At 73.6% G+C, this 17523-nt stretch carries 16 protein-coding genes; 10 read left to right on the forward strand and 6 right to left on the reverse strand.

Going from position 1 to position 17523, the window contains the following annotated elements; all coding sequences use genetic code 11:
- The first annotated feature begins 149 nt into the window (after positions 1 to 149).
- Positions 150 to 836, forward strand: coding sequence for a response regulator transcription factor (locus ACZ60X_RS04215; RefSeq protein ID WP_469593100.1), 687 nt, complete (start codon positions 150 to 152; stop codon positions 834 to 836).
- 9 nt (positions 837 to 845) lie between these two features.
- Positions 846 to 2249 (forward strand): sensor histidine kinase, encoded by a 1404-nt coding sequence (locus ACZ60X_RS04220; protein WP_469593102.1) that lies wholly within the window; start codon positions 846 to 848, stop codon positions 2247 to 2249.
- 62 nt (positions 2250 to 2311) lie between these two features.
- Here ACZ60X_RS04220 and ACZ60X_RS04225 read toward each other — a convergent pair whose 3' ends face one another.
- Positions 2312 to 3310 carry a TAXI family TRAP transporter solute-binding subunit gene (locus tag ACZ60X_RS04225; protein WP_469593104.1) on the reverse strand — a complete coding sequence of 333 codons (999 nt, stop codon included), beginning with the start codon at positions 3308 to 3310 and terminating at the stop codon, positions 2312 to 2314.
- A gap of 106 nt (positions 3311 to 3416) precedes the next feature.
- On the opposite strand from ACZ60X_RS04225, the gene ACZ60X_RS04230 reads away from it, so the two are divergent.
- Complete coding sequence (locus tag ACZ60X_RS04230) at positions 3417 to 3845, forward strand: pyrophosphohydrolase domain-containing protein (RefSeq protein ID WP_469593106.1); 429 nt, start codon at positions 3417 to 3419, stop codon at positions 3843 to 3845.
- On the opposite strand, the gene ACZ60X_RS04235 is transcribed toward ACZ60X_RS04230, so the two are convergent.
- The 3 genes from ACZ60X_RS04235 to ACZ60X_RS04245 form a co-directional block, all read right to left on the reverse strand.
- A complete protein-coding gene (locus ACZ60X_RS04235) occupies positions 3842 to 5284 on the reverse strand; it encodes a hypothetical protein (RefSeq protein WP_469593108.1) in 1443 nt (480 codons plus the stop codon). The two genes, ACZ60X_RS04230 and ACZ60X_RS04235, sit on opposite strands and share 4 nt — an antisense overlap.
- A gap of 270 nt (positions 5285 to 5554) precedes the next feature.
- Complete coding sequence (locus ACZ60X_RS04240; RefSeq protein WP_469593110.1) at positions 5555 to 5998, reverse strand: MarR family winged helix-turn-helix transcriptional regulator; 444 nt, start codon at positions 5996 to 5998, stop codon at positions 5555 to 5557.
- Between the two features lie 81 nt (positions 5999 to 6079).
- Positions 6080 to 6439: a DUF6204 family protein gene (locus ACZ60X_RS04245; RefSeq protein ID WP_469593112.1), complete on the reverse strand. Its 360-nt coding sequence runs from the start codon at positions 6437 to 6439 to the stop codon at positions 6080 to 6082.
- Positions 6440 to 6551: 112 nt separating this feature from the next.
- Here ACZ60X_RS04245 and miaB point away from each other — a divergent pair, with 112 nt between their 5' ends.
- Both miaB and ACZ60X_RS04255 read left to right on the forward strand, forming a co-directional pair.
- Entirely contained in the window at positions 6552 to 8081 is a 1530-nt protein-coding gene (gene miaB, locus ACZ60X_RS04250; RefSeq protein WP_469593114.1) for a tRNA (N6-isopentenyl adenosine(37)-C2)-methylthiotransferase MiaB, read from the forward strand.
- Between the two features lie 88 nt (positions 8082 to 8169).
- Positions 8170 to 8907, forward strand: coding sequence for a class III extradiol dioxygenase subunit B-like domain-containing protein (locus tag ACZ60X_RS04255; RefSeq protein WP_469593116.1), 738 nt, complete (start codon positions 8170 to 8172; stop codon positions 8905 to 8907).
- A gap of 134 nt (positions 8908 to 9041) precedes the next feature.
- Here the strand turns inward: ACZ60X_RS04255 and ACZ60X_RS04260 are convergent, their stop codons facing one another.
- Together ACZ60X_RS04260 and ACZ60X_RS04265 are read right to left on the reverse strand one after the other, a co-directional pair.
- Complete coding sequence (locus tag ACZ60X_RS04260) at positions 9042 to 9341, reverse strand: antitoxin (protein ID WP_469593118.1); 300 nt, start codon at positions 9339 to 9341, stop codon at positions 9042 to 9044.
- Between the two features lie 24 nt (positions 9342 to 9365).
- Entirely contained in the window at positions 9366 to 9659 is a 294-nt protein-coding gene (locus tag ACZ60X_RS04265; RefSeq protein ID WP_469593121.1) for a hypothetical protein, read from the reverse strand.
- A 184-nt stretch (positions 9660 to 9843) separates the two neighbouring features.
- On the opposite strand from ACZ60X_RS04265, the gene miaA reads away from it, so the two are divergent.
- The 5 genes from miaA (at position 9844) to ACZ60X_RS04290 (ending at position 17211) form a co-directional block, all read left to right on the forward strand.
- A complete protein-coding gene (gene miaA, locus ACZ60X_RS04270; protein WP_469593123.1) occupies positions 9844 to 10782 on the forward strand; it encodes a tRNA (adenosine(37)-N6)-dimethylallyltransferase MiaA in 939 nt (312 codons plus the stop codon).
- Between the two features lie 641 nt (positions 10783 to 11423).
- Positions 11424 to 11897 carry a hypothetical protein gene (locus ACZ60X_RS04275; protein WP_469594365.1) on the forward strand — a complete coding sequence of 158 codons (474 nt, stop codon included), beginning with the start codon at positions 11424 to 11426 and terminating at the stop codon, positions 11895 to 11897.
- Positions 11898 to 11979: 82 nt separating this feature from the next.
- On the forward strand, positions 11980 to 12855 hold the full coding sequence (gene dapF / locus ACZ60X_RS04280) for a diaminopimelate epimerase (protein ID WP_469593125.1): 876 nt from the start codon (positions 11980 to 11982) through the stop codon (positions 12853 to 12855).
- A 296-nt stretch (positions 12856 to 13151) separates the two neighbouring features.
- Positions 13152 to 15539 (forward strand): RelA/SpoT family protein, encoded by a 2388-nt coding sequence (locus ACZ60X_RS04285; RefSeq protein WP_469593127.1) that lies wholly within the window; start codon positions 13152 to 13154, stop codon positions 15537 to 15539.
- Positions 15540 to 15636: 97 nt separating this feature from the next.
- Positions 15637 to 17211: a M1 family metallopeptidase gene (locus ACZ60X_RS04290; protein WP_469593130.1), complete on the forward strand. Its 1575-nt coding sequence runs from the start codon at positions 15637 to 15639 to the stop codon at positions 17209 to 17211.
- The last annotated feature ends 312 nt before the right edge of the window (positions 17212 to 17523 follow it).

Here is a 17523-nt window from a genome sequence, read left to right on the forward strand (position 1 = left end):
TATCGGCCGGATAACGGAAGCGACAGGCAACCGGAACGCTCTTGACGCCGTCCTTGTCCATCGGCGTCACTGCCATGGTGCACGCGCGCGTGCCTTGCACGACGCACGCGAACCCACACCGTACGACCGCTGAACCGGAGGGGGCCGGGATGAGACTGCTGCTCGTCGAGGACGACAACCACGTCGCCGCGGCCCTGTCCGCCGTACTCGCCCGGCACGGGTTCGACGTCACACACGCGCGCAGCGGCGAGGAGGCGCTCCAGGCGCTCGTCCCCGAGGGCAGCGGTTTCGGTGTCGTCCTGCTCGATCTCGGCCTGCCCGACCAGGACGGTTACGAGGTCTGCGGCAAGATCCGCAAGCTCACCGGCACCCCGGTGATCATGGTCACCGCGCGTTCCGACGTCCGCTCCCGCATCCACGGGCTCAACCTGGGCGCCGACGACTACGTCGTGAAGCCGTACGACACCGGGGAACTGCTCGCCCGGATCCACGCCGTCAGCCGGCGCACCGCCCATGAGGACGCGGGGCCCGGCGGCGACGGCTCCCTGCTGCTCGGCCCGGTCCGCATCGAACTGCCCACCCGGCAGGTCGCGGTGGCCGGTTCGGTGGTCCAACTGACCCGCAAGGAGTTCGACCTGCTCGCCCTGCTCGCGCAGCGCCCGGGCGTCGTCTTCCGGCGGGAGCAGATCATCAGCGAGGTCTGGCGCACCAGTTGGGAGGGCACGGGACGCACCCTGGAGGTGCACGTCGCCTCGCTGCGCGCCAAACTGCGCATGCCCGCGCTGATCGAGACCGTACGCGGCGTCGGCTACCGGCTCGTCGCGCCGGCCGCCTAGCGGGGCCGGGTGCGCGCACGTCTGCTGCCGCTGCTCATCGTCCTGTTGGCGGCCGTCCTCCTCGCGCTCGGCCTGCCGCTCGCCATCAGCGTGGCCGCCGCCCAGCAACAGAGGGTCGTCCTCGACCGCATCGACGACACGGCGCGCTTCGCCGCGCTCGCCCAGTTCGTCACCGACGGTCCGAGCGGCTCCCGCCGCACGAGCACGGACGACCGCCTGGAAGCGCTGCGCAGCGAACTCGACAGCTACTACGGCGTCTACGGCATCCGCGCGGGCGTCTTCTACCGCAACGGCTCCGCCATGGCCAATGCTCCGGGCGACTGGTTCGTACCGCGGAAGGGTGAGGTCCGCGAGGCCTTCGAGGAGGCGCTGCTCAGCCGGCGCAGCCATGACCCGCGGCAGGTGTGGCCCTGGCAGCGCAGCCGGCTGGTCGTCGCCTCACCGGTGATCCGGGACGGGGACGTCGTGGCGGTCGTGGTCACCGACTCGCCCACCGGTCAGATGCGGTCACGGACCCTGCACAGCTGGCTGGTCGTCGCGGTCGGCGAGAGCGCGGCGATGCTGCTCGCCGTCGGCGCCGCGCTGCGGCTGACCGGCTGGGTGCTGCGGCCGGTGCGGGTGCTGGACGCCACCACCCACGACATCGCCACCGGACGCCTGAAGTCCCGGGTCGCGGCGGCCGGCGGCCCGCCGGAACTCAGGCGGCTGGCCCGCTCGTTCAACGAGATGGCGGACCATGTCGAGGACGTGCTGGAGCAGCAGCGCGCCTTCGTCGCCGACGCCTCGCACCAGTTGCGCAACCCGCTCTCGGCGCTGCTGCTGCGCATCGAACTGCTCGCCCTCGAACTCCCCGAGGACAACGAGGAGATCGCCTCCGTGCGCACCGAGGGCAAGCGCCTCGCGCAGGTACTGGACGACCTGCTCGACCTGGCGCTGGCCGAGCACGCCGGGGCGGACCTGCGGCTGACCGACATCGGCGCGCTGGCCGGGGAGCGGGTGGCGGCCTGGGCTCCGGCCGCCGACGCCAAGGGCGTCCGGCTGACGGCCGACTGCCCGCCCACGACGGCCTGGGCCGACCCGATCACCCTGTCCAGCGCCCTGGACGCGGTGATCGACAACGCCGTGAAGTTCACCCCCGAGGGCGGCACGGTCGCGGTCGCCGTGACCGCCGACGGGGACAGCTCCACGGTCGTGGTGACGGACACCGGCCCGGGCCTGACCGACGACGAACTCGCGCGTGTGGGCGACCGCTTCTGGCGCAGCGGACGCCACCAGAACATCAAGGGCTCGGGTCTCGGCCTGTCCATCACGCGCGCGTTGCTCGCGGCGGGCGGCGGCTCGATCGACTACGGCCATCACGAGCCGCGCGGCCTGCGCGTGACGGTGCGGGTGCGAAGACACCGGGAGCGCTGAACGGCGGGGCCCGGGGGCTTGCGCGAGGCCGGTCGCACGGCGGTGCCGGGCCTCGCCGGAGCCTATGGTTTCACCGATCGGTAGTAACGACGGGCGCCCTCCTGCAGGAGCAACGGGTCGGTGTAGATCGCGGTGCGCAGATCGACCAGTTGGGCGGAGTGGACGTGGGCACCGATGCCGTCGCGGCTCTTGATGACCGTGCGGGTCATCCACTCGGTGAGCCGGGGGTCCACGTCCGTGCGGGTGATCAGGAGGTTGGAGACGGCGATCGTGGGGACCTGGCTGCCCTGCTGTACGGCCGGGTAGGCCGACTCGGGGATGTTGGTGGCCCGGTAGTAACGGGTCTGCTGGCCCTCGTCGTGGAGCTTGGCGACGAGATCGACGTCGATCGGCACGAACGCGAAGGCGGCCTGTCTCGCCAGCCGGACCAGCCCCTTGGTGGGCAGCCCGCCCGACCAGAAGAACGCGTCGATCTTGTTCTCGCGCAGCCGCTCGGGTCCGGTGTCGATGCCGTCCCCGACCGCGGTGATGTCCCTGCGCGGGTCGATCCCGGCGGCCCTGAGCACCCGGTCCGCGATCAGCCGCACCCCGGAGTCGGGCAGCCCGGTCGCCACCCGCTTGTGCCGCAGGTCCGCCACGTTCTTGATGCCCGAGCCGCGGCGCACGACGAGATGCACGTAGTCGTCGTAGAGCCGGGCCACCCCGCGCAGCCGCCCGGCCCCGCTGCCGTGGGCCAGTTCGTACGTCTCCACGGCGTCGGCCGCCGCGATGGTGAAGTCGGCCCGGCCCGTCGCCACCCGCTGCACGTTCTCCTGCGAACCGGCGCTGGTGAGGAGCTTCACCTTCAGGCCGGGCATGTCCCTGGCCAGTTCGGTGCGCAGCCGCTCGCCGTACTCCTGGTAGACGCCCGAGGCCGTGCCCGTGCTGAAGACGATCGTGCCGCTCGGCGGCTTCTCGCCCAGCGGCAGCAGCCACCACAGCAGCAGCCCGAGCACCACGGCCCCGGCGGCCGCGACCGGCAGCGCCCGGCGCCTGCCGAGCCGGGGGAACACCTTCGACATGCGGCGATCCTGCCAGCCGGGGCACGGCGCTGACCAGGGCCGGGGGGCACTTCCCGGCGGTGCGGACGCCAGCGGCGTTGTCAGTGGCGGCCGTTAGAGTCGTCGCATGAGCACTTCGCCCGCCGACCTCGTCCGTGAGTTCCACCAGGCCTTCGGCCTCGACGCCCGCAGTACGCCGACGGAGGTGGACCCCCGGCTGGCCGCGCACCGTGGGGAACTGCTCGCCGAGGAGGCCGCGGAGGTCGCCGAGGTCGCGGTCGACGGCCCGCTGGACAAGCTCGCGCACGAACTGGCGGACGTGGTCTACGTCGCGTACGGCACGGCGCTCGTCCACGGCATCGACCTCGACCAGGTGATCGCCGAGATCCACCGCGCCAACATGAGCAAGCTCGGCCCGGACGGACAGGTCGCCCGCCGGGCCGACGGCAAGGTCCTCAAGGGCGAGCACTACCGGGCCCCGGACGTCGCCGCGGTGCTGCGCCACCAGGGCTGGATACCGGCGGTACGGCAGGACGCCACGGAGCGGAGCGCCTAGGCGGCTCCTGGCGTGCGCGCGCCGGCCGCGGGAGAGCCGAGGGTGCCGCCCGCCAGCTTCCACTCGCGGTGCAGCGTGCCGAGCGGGACGTCCCGCCGGACGACCGGCGTACCGAAGACGGACAGCTGGAGCCGCAGGGCCCCGGACAGATCGACCCCGCCGTACACCCGCCAGGCCAGCCCGGCCGTGCCGGTGGAGGCCGAGGCCGTGCCGGAGGCCTCGCCGCGCAGGTACGGGGCCAGGTCGGCGGTGACGCCGACGGCGCCGTAGAGGCCGACCGACGCCTCGGCGCCGAGGGTGGTCCGCACGCTTCCGGCGGTGGTGACGGACGCGTGGACGGGAGTGCTCGTCATGTCGGACGAGCTGACCGGCGTCCATCCCCTGGCGGGGCCGAAGGTGCCGCCCGCCGTGAAGGCGCCCTCGAGGCTCTGCTCGACATCGACGGTGACCCGTCCGTCGCCGCTGATCTGGAGGTAGGTGGTCAGGTCGAGGTTGACGACGACCGGGACGGGGCCGACCTGGAGGACGGGGTCGGCGCGCAGCGTGGCGAACGGGATCCGCAGGGGGGCGCCGGTGGTCGCGGTGACGCGGCCCCCGACCGACCAGCCGGAGGTCCACCTGCCGGAGACGCCCAGGTACGCCGAGCCGGGCGCCGTGCCGGCCCCGGTGCCGCCGTAGGCGAAGTCGACCCGCGGGGCCACCTGGACGAAGCCGCGCACCGAGGCCTGCGCCGAGGCCGGGGCGTCCGCCGCCGTCGGTACCGTGGCGCGCACATCGAGCCTGAGGCTGCCGAGCGGTACGGTCGCGCCCTTCGGCCCGACCCGTACGTCACCGCTCTTCGCCCAGGACACCTGCACATCGGGCAGCAGCTTGGCGACGGCGAAGGAGGACGGGTCGACCGGTACGGCACCCTTCGCGGTGTCGTCGCCGAGCAGCGCGTTGAGCGTGGCCGGTTCCGTCTGCACCTCCGTGCCGCGGCCCGAGGTGCCGAGCACATGGGTGACTTTGGCAAGCAGGCCGTGCGGCGCCCCGGGCGCGGGCGCGCTGGCGATCACATCGCCCACGGCGGCGCGGTGCGGGACGGCGGAGGACGTGTCCGTCGGAGAGGGGGTGGCGTGTGAACTCCCCTGCCCCGATGGTCGGTTGGTCAGTACGGCCCGTCGTGTGCGGCTGTCGTAGGAGCTGACGGCGAGCGTCGTCTTGCGGGCCCGCTGCCCGGTGCCGGACGGGCCGGCCGTGGCGGTCGGGGCGGCGGCGGGAGCGGCGGCGACGGTGAGCGAGCGGTCCGGGCCGTCGGCGGCCTGGGCGTCCGCCGTGACGCGCTCCGCGTGCCCGCCGGCAGCCGTGGACCCGGCGTGTGGTGCGGGCGAGGAGCAGGCCGCGGTGAGGATGAGGGTGGTCACGGCGAAGGCGGGCAGCAGGGCACGCCTGTGCCTCATGCGTCTGCGCAAGGTCGGTCCTGTGTGGGTGGGGGTGGCAGAGAGGCGCCGGCGAACTGGCTACTCATGGGTAGAACTGGCCGGTAACCCGTTGTCGACCATGAGCATGCCACGGTGTCCCCACCGGTCCCACACCATCCGGTCACAACCGAACGTGAGCTGTCTCACGGGGCGTTCGGACCGTCGGCGACCAAATCCCGCGATTTCCCGCCCTGTTGAGGGTGGCCGCCCGCGGACGCGTACGGCCACCCGTCGTGCCCGGGTCGGCCTTCAGTGACCGCCCAGGCCCGTCCCGCCGAGCCGGGTCAGCAGGCGCGACAGCAGCGCGACGTCCTCGCCGCTCCACGCCCGGGCGCCGAATACCTCGGCGGCGGTCTCGTCGGCCGTGGCGCGCATCTCCGTCAGCCGTGCGCGGCCCGTCGCGGTCAGCGACGCGTAGGCCACGCGCGCGTCACGGGCGTCCGGTTCCCGGCTGACCAGCCCGATCCGCTCCAGCGGAGCCAGCCCGCGCGTGACCCCGGAGGCGGTCAGGCCCAGGGACTCGGCGAGATCCACACGCCGCATGCGTCCGCCGGGCGCCTCTCCCAGCCGTAGCAGCAGGGTGAAGTCCGCGAGGCTGACCCCGTGCAGCCCGCCCAGCCGGGCGTCGAAGCGCCGCACGAGCGCCGCCTGCGCCCTGACCAGCCGCAGGGCCGTGTCGAGGGCGTCACTCATCGCCGCCCCGCTCTCCTTCTCGTCCTCGTCCCGCTGTCCGCTCTCGCCGGAAGCTATTGATAACTCCTTGAGTGCTCAAGTTCATGGCCCGTCGGAACGTGCCGCGCGCCGCTGCCGCTTGCCCAGGGGCGCCTGGGAGAGGTCCTCGGCGCTGGAGCGCAGGTTCTTGAAGCCGTAGCCGTGCTCGGTCAGCCAGGCCTTCGCGGCTTCCTCGGCCCGCTCGGTCGCCTCCAGGACGTCCTCCTCTTCCTCGCCGGTGTCGGAGAACCGGAAGACGAAGGCGGGGCGGGCGGCGATGTCGTAGGTGAGGGTGCCCTCGGGCGTGAACGCGGCGCGCAGCACATCGTGTTCGGCGGCGTCGGCCAGCAGGGCGGCCCGCTGGGCGTCGGTGAGTCCGTCGAAGGCGCCGCGGACGGTGATCCGGAAGGTGCGTGTACTCATCCCGCGACCCTAGAGGCACCCCGCGCGCCGGCTCCACCTGGTTTCCGCGCCCGGAACGGCCCCGCGAACCGGGTCGGGCGGACCGCCGTCGGCAGGCCCTTACCCTTGAGGCATGACCAGCAGCAGTGACCGGAGCCTCGACGTGGACGTTCAGGGACCCAAGACCTACGAAGTGCGCACTTACGGGTGCCAGATGAACGTCCACGACTCCGAGCGATTGTCCGGACTGCTGGAAGAGGCCGGGTACGTGCGGGCCCCGGAGGACTCCGACGGCGACGCGGACGTCGTGGTCTTCAACACGTGTGCGGTCCGCGAGAACGCCGACAACCGGCTGTACGGCAACCTCGGCCGGCTCGCGCCGAAGAAGGCCTCGCGGCCCGGCATGCAGATCGCGGTCGGCGGCTGCCTCGCGCAGAAGGACCGCGACACCATCGTGAAGAAGGCGCCCTGGGTGGACGTCGTCTTCGGCACGCACAACATCGGCAAGCTGCCGGTCCTGCTGGAGCGCGCCCGCGTGCAGGAGGAGGCGCAGGTCGAGATCGCGGAGTCGCTGGAGGCGTTCCCTTCCACCCTGCCGACCCGGCGCGAGAGCGCGTACGCGGCCTGGGTGTCGATCTCCGTCGGCTGCAACAACACCTGCACCTTCTGCATCGTCCCGGCCCTGCGCGGCAAGGAGAAGGACCGCCGCACGGGCGACATCCTCGCCGAGATCGAGGCCCTCGTCTCCGAGGGCGTCTGCGAGATCACCCTGCTCGGCCAGAACGTCAACGCCTACGGCTCGGACATCGGCGACCGCGAGGCCTTCAGCAAGCTGCTGCGCGCCTGCGGGACGATCGAGGGCCTGGAGCGCGTCCGCTTCACCTCCCCCCACCCCCGCGACTTCACGGACGACGTGATCGCGGCGATGGCCGAGACGCCGAACGTCATGCCGCAGCTGCACATGCCGCTGCAGTCCGGCTCGGACACGGTCCTGAAGGCCATGCGCCGCTCCTACCGGCAGGAGCGCTACCTCGGGATCATCGAGAAGGTCCGCGCCGCCATCCCGCATGCCGCCATCACGACCGACATCATCGTGGGCTTCCCCGGCGAGACCGAGGCGGACTTCGAACAGACGCTGCACGTCGTCCGCGAGGCCAGGTTCGCGCAGGCCTTCACCTTCCAGTACTCCAAGCGGCCCGGCACCCCGGCCGCGACCATGGAGGACCAGATCCCCAAGGAGGTCGTCCAGGCGCGCTACGAGCGGCTGGTCGCCCTTCAGGAGGAGATCTCCTGGGAGGAGAACAAGAAGCAGGTCGGCCGCACCCTGGAGCTGATGGTCGCCGAGGGCGAGGGCCGCAAGGACGGCGCCACCCAGCGCCTGTCCGGCCGCGCCCCCGACAACCGCCTGGTCCACTTCACCAAGCCGGACCAGGAGGTCCGCCCCGGCGACGTCGTCACGGTCGACGTGACGTACGCCGCCCCGCACCACCTCCTCGCCGAGGGCCCCGCCCTCTCCGTGCGCCGCACGCGCGCGGGTGACGCCTGGGAGAAGCGCAACGCCGCCGAGGCCGCCAAGCCGGCCGGCGTCATGCTGGGCCTGCCGCGGATCGGGGCGCCGGAGCCCCTGCCGGTCGCCACGGGAAGCGGCTGCGGCTGCGACTGAGGGCCTGAACCGGCCTCTCGTGCAATGTTCAACAAGGTGGGGCCGACTGAGTCGGCGCCCGGCCGGGGCGCGGCGTACGCTGCCGGTCATGCTTGTCGCCGCCGCAGTCTGCCCCTGTCCTCCGCTGCTCGTTCCCGAGGTCGCCGCGGGGGCCGCACCCGAGATGGACGCCGCGCGCGCGGCCTGTGCCGACGCGCTGGGTGTGCTGGCCGCCGCCCGCCCGGACCTCCTCGTGGTGCTGGGACCGGCCGAGCGGCGCGGACGCGGAGCGTTCGCGCAGGGCGCGCCGGGCTCCTTTAGCGGATTCGGGGTCGACATGGCCGTACGGCTGGGCCCGGTCACGAACGCCGTGGAGGGCCCGGCCACGGGCGCCGTCGCCGAGCGCGAACTGCCGCCGTCGCTGGCCGTCGGCGCCTGGCTGCTGCAGCGCGCCGGCTGGGCGGACGCCCCCGTCGAGGGACTCGGCGTCGGGGAGCCGCTGGAGCCCGAGCGGTGCCTCGGGACGGGGCGGGAGATCGGCGCCCGGGCCGACCGGGTGGCGCTGCTGGTGATGGGCGACGCCAGTGCCCGCCGCACCCTCAAGGCGCCCGGTTACCTGGACGAGCGAGCGGCTCCCTTCGACGCGGAGGTCGCGCGGGCGCTGGGCACCGCGGACCTGGCGGCGCTCCGCGCGCTGGACCCCCGGCTGGCGGCCGAACTGCAGGCCTGCGGCCGCGCCCCCTGGCAGGTCCTGGCCGGTGCCGCCGAGGGTGCGGACCTCACCGGCGCGCTGCTGTACGAGGACGCGCCCTACGGCGTGGGGTACGTGGTCGCCACCTGGTCGTGAGCCCCGTGAGCACATGGGGTGTGCGGAGCAGAGGGCACGGCAACGGCGGACGGTCGCGAAGCGCTGGTGCCGCTTCGCGACCGTCCGCCGACCCGCCTCTGCCCTGAACGCCGTACGAACGCCGTTCAGAGGGCTCAGGAAGCCGTGGGCGGCTCCTGGGGCCGGGGCGGCGCCGCCGGGTCCGCACCGGCCGCGCCCGGGCCGGCCGTCTCCGGACCGGTGCCCTCCTTGTGCGCGAGGCGGTCGAACGCGTCCTTGGCCTTGCCCGTGCCGGCCTGGATCTTGTCGCTGTACTTGCCCTTGGTCCGCTCGTCGACCGCCTTCGCGGCCTTGTCGATGCCGTGCTGGACCTTCTCCTCGTGCTGCCGCGCGAGGTCCGACACCTTGTCCCTGGCCGGGCCGAGCTTGGCCTTCATGTTGTCCAACAGACCCATGATCCACCTTCCCTCGCGGGACAGTTACCTGCGGGCGCCTTCGCCGGTCGCGCTGTCGGCGGCCTCTTCGGCGGACTGCTGCTTGGGGATACCGGAGCCGTCGGACGCCTCGTCCGCACCGGCGTCCGGCTGCGCTGCCGCGTCCTCACGCCCGTCCCCGGCCGCACCCCTCGCCTCCGCCGAACCGGCCTCCTCCGTCGCCGCCGACTCCACCTCCTCCGCCTCGGCCCCCTCCGGCTCCGCACCGGCCTGTGCCGGGGCGTCCGACGTCTCCGGAGTCGCCTTCGACCTGCCGAAGATCCGAGCAAACACGCCCATATTCACTCCATACGGTACTCGTGCGGGCGAATTCCCGCGTCACCCGGTGCGTACGGTTGCGCCGCCCGGGTCACCGCCTCCGGTGAGCCGAACGGCGGTATCTCGCCACGGGCCAACGACGGGAGAACGCACCCGTCACGTAACTCGTTCGAGGCCTCACCGCGAGGTTTGCGAAACTGGTGCGGTGAGCAGTGCACTCCCCACCCCCCGCGTCATCGCCGTCGTCGGACCCACCGCGGCCGGAAAGTCCGATCTCGGCGTCTTCCTCGCCCAGCAACTCGGCGGTGAGGTCGTCAACGCCGACTCGATGCAGCTGTATCGGGGGATGGACATCGGCACCGCCAAGCTGACGCCCGAGGAGCGCGCCGGCGTCCCGCACCACCTGCTCGACATCTGGGGCGTGACGGTCACCGCCTCCGTCGCCGAGTACCAGAAGCTCGCCCGCGCCCGGATCGACGCCCTGCTCGCCGAGGGGCGCTGGCCGATTCTGGTCGGCGGCTCCGGCCTGTACGTCCGCGGTGCCGTGGACAACCTGGAGTTCCCCGGCACCGACCCCGAGGTCCGGGCCCGCCTGGAGGATGAGCTGGCGCTGCGCGGCTCCGGCGCCCTGCACGCCCGGCTGGCCGCCGCCGACCCCGGGGCAGCGCGCGCGATCCTGCCCAGCAACGGCCGCCGGATCGTCCGGGCGCTGGAGGTGATCGAGATCACCGGCCGGCCCTTCACCGCGAACCTTCCCGGCCACGACTCGGTCTACGACACCGTCCAGATCGGTGTCGACGTCGCGCGTCCGGAGCTGGACGAGCGCATCGCGCGCCGCGTGGACCGGATGTGGGAGGCCGGCCTCGTGGACGAGGTGCGCGCACTCGAGGCGCAGGGCTTGCGCGAGGGGCGCACGGCGTCGCGCGCGCTCGGCTACCAGCAGGTGCTCGCGGCGCTCGCCGGGGAGTGCACGGACGCGGAGGCGCGGGCCGAGACCGTGCGCGCGACCAAGCGCTTCGCGCGCCGCCAGGATTCGTGGTTCAGGCGCGATCCCCGGGTGCACTGGTTGAGTGGGGCCGCGGCTGACCGCGGGGAACTTCCGCACCAGGCGCTGGCGTTGCTCGAACGACCGGTTACAGCCTGATCACGTCATGGCATCGGGATGCGCCGCCGGTCATCGGGGCCTTCGGCGCCGTGCCATCATCGTGCTTCGATCGACCAAGTGGAGCCTAGTTGGGAGGGCGCGTGGCGATGGAGGCCGGCCCTCGCGACACCGCACCAAGTACCGAACGTGTCACCACCGCCGGTGCCGGACCGGACCCGGCCGCGGCCCGCACGGCCGCGTGCGGACAGGCCGGACGGCGCCCCGCCGAGAACCGCTCCGCCGACGACTGGTCGGGCGAGCGCGGGCCCGCCGGCGACCGGTCGGCGGCCGTCCGGCCGACCGGCGACCTCCCCGACAGGAACGGCTTGACCGGCGAGCGGCTCACCCAGGACCGGTCGGCCCGTGACCGGCTGCCCGCCGACGGCCTGCCCCGCGGCACGGCGATCGGCGGCGACCTGACCGATGACGGTCTGCGGGACGACGGTGTGCCGGACGACGGTGTGCCGGACGACGGTGTGCCGGTCGGCACTCAGGCGGACGACGGCCTGACCGGTGACGGGGTGGCCGACGACCGCCTGGGCGGGGGCGGCCTCGAGGCGGATCACCAGGACCGCCTGCCCGGGGACCGGCTGGCCGACGACGGCCCCGAGGAGACCCCGGACGGGGTGGCCGACGACCGCCTGGGCGGGGGCGGCCTCGAGGCGGATCACCAGGACCGCCTGCCCGGGGACCGGCTGGCCGACGACGGCCCCGAGGAGACCCCGGACGGGGTGACGGCCGACGGACCCGAGCCCGAGGAGATGTACGAGAGCGGGCCCGAGTTCGAGGTCGAGCTGCGTCCGCAGCGCCGCCTGCGCATCTGGCAGCTCGCCCCCATCGTGGGGCTGTCCGCCGTCGGCTCCCTGATGTTCGCCTTCCCGCTCGCCTTCGACTTCGGCGACAGCGGGGCCGTCATCGCCATGCTCGGCCTGCTGATCTGCTCGTGCGCGGCCGGCTGGGGCATGATGGCCGCCCGCCGGGTGGGCTACACCTGGCCCGGCCTGCCCGCGCGCGGCTCCGGCCGCAAGCCGGACTGGCGGGTCGTGCTGGCGTACATGCTGCTGGTGGCCGTGGTGGTCGTGCTCGCGGTGTGGCGCGTCGCGAGGCTCCGCTGAGCGCCCCGACCCGCTGCGCCTCCCTCCCCGGCCTCCCCCCTCCCATCGGCGCCACCAGCGCGGCGCCACGTACGATCGAGGCATGAGCACGCGCACGCGCATCCCCTTCCTCAAGGGGCACGGCACCGAGAACGACTTCGTGATCGTCCCGGACCCCGGCAACGCCTTCGACCTGACCCCGGCCGCCGTCGCCGCCCTGTGCGACCGCCGGGCCGGCCTCGGCGGCGACGGCGTGCTGCATGTCGTACGGTCCGCCGCGCACCCGGAGGCCAGGGCGATGGCCGCGGAGGCCGAGTGGTTCATGGACTACCGCAACGCCGACGGCTCGATCGCCGAGATGTGCGGCAACGGCGTTCGTGTGTTCGCGCGCTACCTCCAGCACGCCGGGCATGTGGCCGAAGGTGACTTCGCGATCGCCACGCGCGCGGGCGTGCGCTCCGTCCACCTCGCGAAGGACGGGGACGTCACCGTCGGCATGGGCCGGGCCCGCCTCCCCGAGGGCGAGGTCACCGTCACCGTCGGCGAGCGCAGCTGGCCCGCGCGGAACGTGAACATGGGCAATCCGCACGCGGTCGCCTTCGTCGAGGACCTCGCGGACGCGGGCCGGCTTCTCGACCCGCCTCCGGTCAGCCCGGCGCGGGCCTACCCCGACGGGGTGAACGTCGAGTTCGTGGTCGACCGCGGCCCCCGCCACGTCGCCATGCGCGTGCACGAGCGCGGTTCCGGGGAGACCCGGTCCTGCGGCACGGGCACGTGTGCCGTCGCCGTGGCCGCCGCCCGGCGCGACGGCCTCGACCCGGCGGTCACCGGCACCCCGGCCACCTACACCGTGGACGTGCCCGGCGGACGCCTGGTCATCACCGAGCGGCCCGACGGCGAGATCGAGATGACCGGCCCGGCCGTGATCGTCGCCGAGGGCGAGATCGACGCCGAATGGCTGGAAAGCGCCCTCCGCTGACCTCGCGTCACCATCACGGCAGCGGCCCCGGGCGCCCGGAACAGCGATGCGCGGCGCCTGGGGACGTACCCGGCCGAGGAAGAACCAGCGACGGGCCTCGGCCGCGTGGCGCAAAACCTAAACCTCCTTCTCGTCGCTCGAATGGGTGATCCGTTTCACGCTCGGCCGGAGGCGGTCGGTAGCACGTGGTGGGCTCGGTAGCATCAAGCACCGGCACGGACAGGGGAGAACGTCGCCATCCCTGAGCCGCGTGCGCCCTGGAGCCCCGTCCGCCGGTCCACGAGCCGGAGGTGCCCATGAGTGCGGAGGCCACGAACCCTGCGACCCCTGGCCCGGTAGCGCCCACAGCGGCCGCGGCGGCCACCGCCCCCGCCGTGCCCCGGGCGGACCGCAGGAAGTCCCGGCCCCGGATCGACCTGCGCCGGCTCGGCCGGGCCGCGCTGCTCGGTCCGGCCGCCCGCGGCAAACTGCCCGACGCCATCGGCCATGTCGTGGAGGCACACCGCGCCCACCACCCCGACGCGGACCTCGACCCCCTGCGCCGCGCCTACGTCCTCGCGGAGTCCTCGCACCGCGGCCAGATGCGCAAGAGCGGCGAACCGTACATCACACACCCGCTCGCCGTGACGCTGATCCTCGCCGAACTCGGTGCGGAGACCACGACGTTGACCGCCTCCCTGCTCCACGACACCGTGGAGGACACCGATGTGACGCTCGACCAGGTGCGGGAACAGTTCGGCGAGGAGGTTCGTTACCTGGTCGACGGGGTGACGAAACTGGAGAAGGTCGACTACGGGGCCGCCGCCGAGCCCGAGACCTTCCGCAAGATGCTCGTCGCCACCGGCAGCGACGTGCGCGTGATGTCGATCAAACTCGCCGACCGGCTGCACAACATGCGCACGCTCGGCGTGATGCGCCCCGAGAAACAGGCGCGGATCGCCAAGGTCACCCGCGACGTCCTCATCCCGCTCGCCGAGCGCCTCGGCGTCCAGGCCCTCAAGACCGAGCTGGAGGACCTGGTCTTCGCCATCCTCCACCCGGAGGAGTACAAGCACACCCGCGAACTCATCGCCGAGAACGCCGCCCGCCCGGGTGACCCGCTCGCCGAGGTCGCCGACGAGGTCCGCGGAGTGCTGCGCGAGGCCGGCATCCCGGCCGAAGTCCTCATCCGCCCACGCCACTTCGTCTCCGTCCACCGCGTGGCCCGCAAACGGGGACGGCTGCGCGGCACCGACTTCGGCCGTCTGCTCGTGCTCGTGAACGAGGACGCGGACTGTTACGGCGTCCTCGGTGAACTCCACACCTGTATGACGCCGGTGGTCTCGGAGTTCAAGGACTTCATCGCCGTACCGAAGTTCAACCTCTACCAGTCGCTGCACACCGCCGTCGCGCGCCCTGACGGGCAGGTCGTCGAAGTCCTCATCCGCACCCACCAGATGCACAAGGTCGCCGAGGCCGGCGTCGTCGCGCTCGGCAATCCGTACGCCCCCGCCTCCGACACGGCCGCCCCCGAAGGCACCGCCTCCGGCGCCCCCGTCGACGGCGAGCGGGCCGACCCCACCCGCCCCGGCTGGCTCTCCCGCCTCCTCGACTGGCAGCGGGCCGCCCCCGACCCCGACACCTTCTGGTCCACGCTGCGCGAGGACCTCGCCCAGGACCGCGAGATCACGGTCTTCCGACCCGACGGCGGCACCCTCGGCCTGCCCGAGGGCGCCACCTGCGTCGACGCGGCCTACGCGCAGTACGGCGAGGACGCCCACGCCTGCATCGGCGCCCGGGTCAACGGCCGCCTGGCCACCCTCAGCACCGTTCTGAAGGACGGCGACACCGTCCAGCTCCTCATGGGCCAGGACGCGGCCTCGGAGCCCTCCCGAGAGTGGCTGGAGCACGCCCACACCCCGGCCGCGCGCATCGCCATCCAGCGCTGGCTGGCCGCGCACCCCGGTGGCGACGACACCGACGACGCCGAGGCCCCCGCGGGCACCGGCAGCGGCCCTGGCGCATGTGCCAGTGCCGAGGAAGCGAACGGACCGAGCCCGCGAGCGGTCGATGGCCCCGCCCCCGCCCGACCGGGTCACAGCGCGGCCCAGGAGAACGCGGCGGAGGAGCCCACGGCGCACGCCGGCGCCACCCCGGCCGTCGCCGCCCGGGCCGACGCCACCGGCACCGGCGCGGCCAGAACGGGCGCGGTCCGGGGGCGGACGGCCCGGGGAAGCCAGGCCCGTTCCGCAGGCGCCGACGTCCTCGTGGACCGGCCGGGAACCGCCGTACGGCTCGCCGGCTGCTGCACGCCCGTCCCGCCCGACGAGATCACCGGCTTCGCCGTACGCGGGGCAGTGGTGACCGTGCACCGGCTGGAGTGCGCGACGGTGGCACACATGAAGGGCAGGGGGCGCGCGGAGACCGCGGTGCGCTGGGGGAACACGACCGAGATCCGGGTCACCCTGGTCGCTGAATCGTTCGGCCGCCCGCATCTGCTCGCCGACCTCACCGAGGCGATCTCCTCGACGGGCGCCGACATCGTCTCGGCGACCGTGGAGCCGCCCACCCAGCAGCGGGTCCGGCACACGTACACCCTCCAGCTCCCCGACGCGGCCCATCTCCCGGCGCTGATGCGCGCCATGCGGGACGTACCGGGCGTGTACGACGTGGCACGCGCCCAGCACCAGGGCCCGGCATCCTGAGCGAGACGGCGCGGGGACGCCGATGAGCCGAACCCGATCGAGTGGGCCGGGCGCGCGTCGCCGTCACAGCGCGGTGGCGCACTGGTAGCGGTGGTGCATGCTGCTCACCCGTCGCCCCCGGCTGCTCACCCAGCGCTCAGGGCTGCTGACCCGTCGCTCCCGGCCGCTCGACGCCCGCTCCCCGGGCACGCCCCGGCGCACCGGCCACCGCAAGGCGGCCCTGCTCGCCTCCGCCGTCTCCGTCTGCCTCCTGGCCGCCGCGACCCCGCCCCAGCCCCTCGGCATCGGCGACCGCCTCTTTCCGTACCTGGGCAACCCCGGCTACGACGTGGCCTCGTACGACCTGTCCTTCACCTACCCCGGCTCCAACGACAAGCCGCTCGACGCCGTCACCACCATCGACGCCTGGACGACCGCCGATCTGGACCGCGTCAACCTGGACTTCGCGCACGGCACCGTCCGCTCCGTCGAGGTCGACGGGCGCCCCGCGGCCTTCGCCAAGGCCGGCGAGGACCTGGTCGTCACCCCGGACCACCCCCTGTCCGAGGGCAGCCGGACCCGGATCACCGTGCACCACACCAGCGATCCCAGGCCCGCCGAGGGCGAGGACGGCGGCTGGGTGCGCACCACGGACGGCCTCGCCATGGCGAACCAGGCCGACGCCGCCCACCTGGTCTTCCCGTGCAACGACCACCCGTCCGACAAGGCGATGTTCACCTTCCACGTGACCGCCCCGAACGACTACACCGTCGTCGCCAACGGCGTGCCCACCGGCGCGGCCAGGGCCGGAACGACGACCACCTGGACCTACCGCACCCAGCACCCCATGGCCACCGAGCTGGCCCAGGTCTCCATCGGCCGGTCCGCCGTCGTCCGCCGCGAGGGACCGCGGGGGCTGCCGGTGCGCGACGTCGTGCCCGCCGCCGACCGCAAGGCCCTCGAACCCTGGCTCGCGAAGACGCCCGGCCAGATCGCCTGGATGGAGGGCAAGGTCGGGAAGTTCCCGTTCGAGACCTACGGCGTGCTGCTGGCGCAGGCCGCCACCGGGTTCGAGCTGGAGACGCAGACGCTCTCGCTCTTCGAGAAGAACCTGTTCACCGAGCCGGGCTACCCCACGTGGTACCGCGAGTCGATCATGGTGCACGAGCTGTCCCACCAGTGGTTCGGCGACAGCGTCAGCCCGCGCACGTGGTCCGACGTGTGGCTCAACGAGGGGCACGCCACCTGGTACGAGGAGCTGTACGCCGACGAGACCGCCCACAGGCCGATGGAGGACCGGATGAAGGCCGCCTACGGCGCCTCCGACCGCTGGCGCGAGGCCGGCGGCCCGCCCGCCCGGCCCAAGCCGCCGGCGCCCGGCCAGAAGATCGGTATCTTCCGGCCCAACGTCTACGACGGAGCGGCGCTCGTGCTCTACGCCCTGCGCCAGGAGATCGGCCGCCCCGCCTTCGAACGACTGGAGCGCGTCTGGGTCCGCGAACACCGGGACTCCACTGCCACCACCGCCGACTTCGTCCGGCTGGCCTCCACGGTCTCCGGCCGCGACCTGAGCGGCTTCTTCCAGGGCTGGCTGTACGGCGCGAAGACCCCGCCGATGCCCGGCCACCCGGACTGGAAGCCGCTGGCCCCGGCCAAGACCTCGGGGCCGGCGGCGCCCCGGGGCCGGCGATGACGCCGCGTGCGGGGCGCCGGGCGCGGTGGCGTCGCGGCGGTGGGCGCTGTCGCGCTGAGTGCGGGAGTGCCGCGCAGGGGAGCGCCGTGCGGGGGTGCCGCTCGTGGGGTGCCGTCGCTCGCGGGGTGCCGTGCGGAGCGCCACCGTGCGCGAGCCTGCCGTGCGGGCTCCGTGCGGGGGAGCGGTGCGTGGGGCCGGCGTGTGGGTACGCGCGGGAGCGGTGCGCCGGCCCGGCGGTGTGGGCTCCGCGCGGGGCGCGCGATAACACGGTGACGAGACGGGCCGCCTCGTGCGACCATCTTCAGGTCGGCT

The organism is Streptomyces sp. NPDC104106, assembly GCF_055584345.1.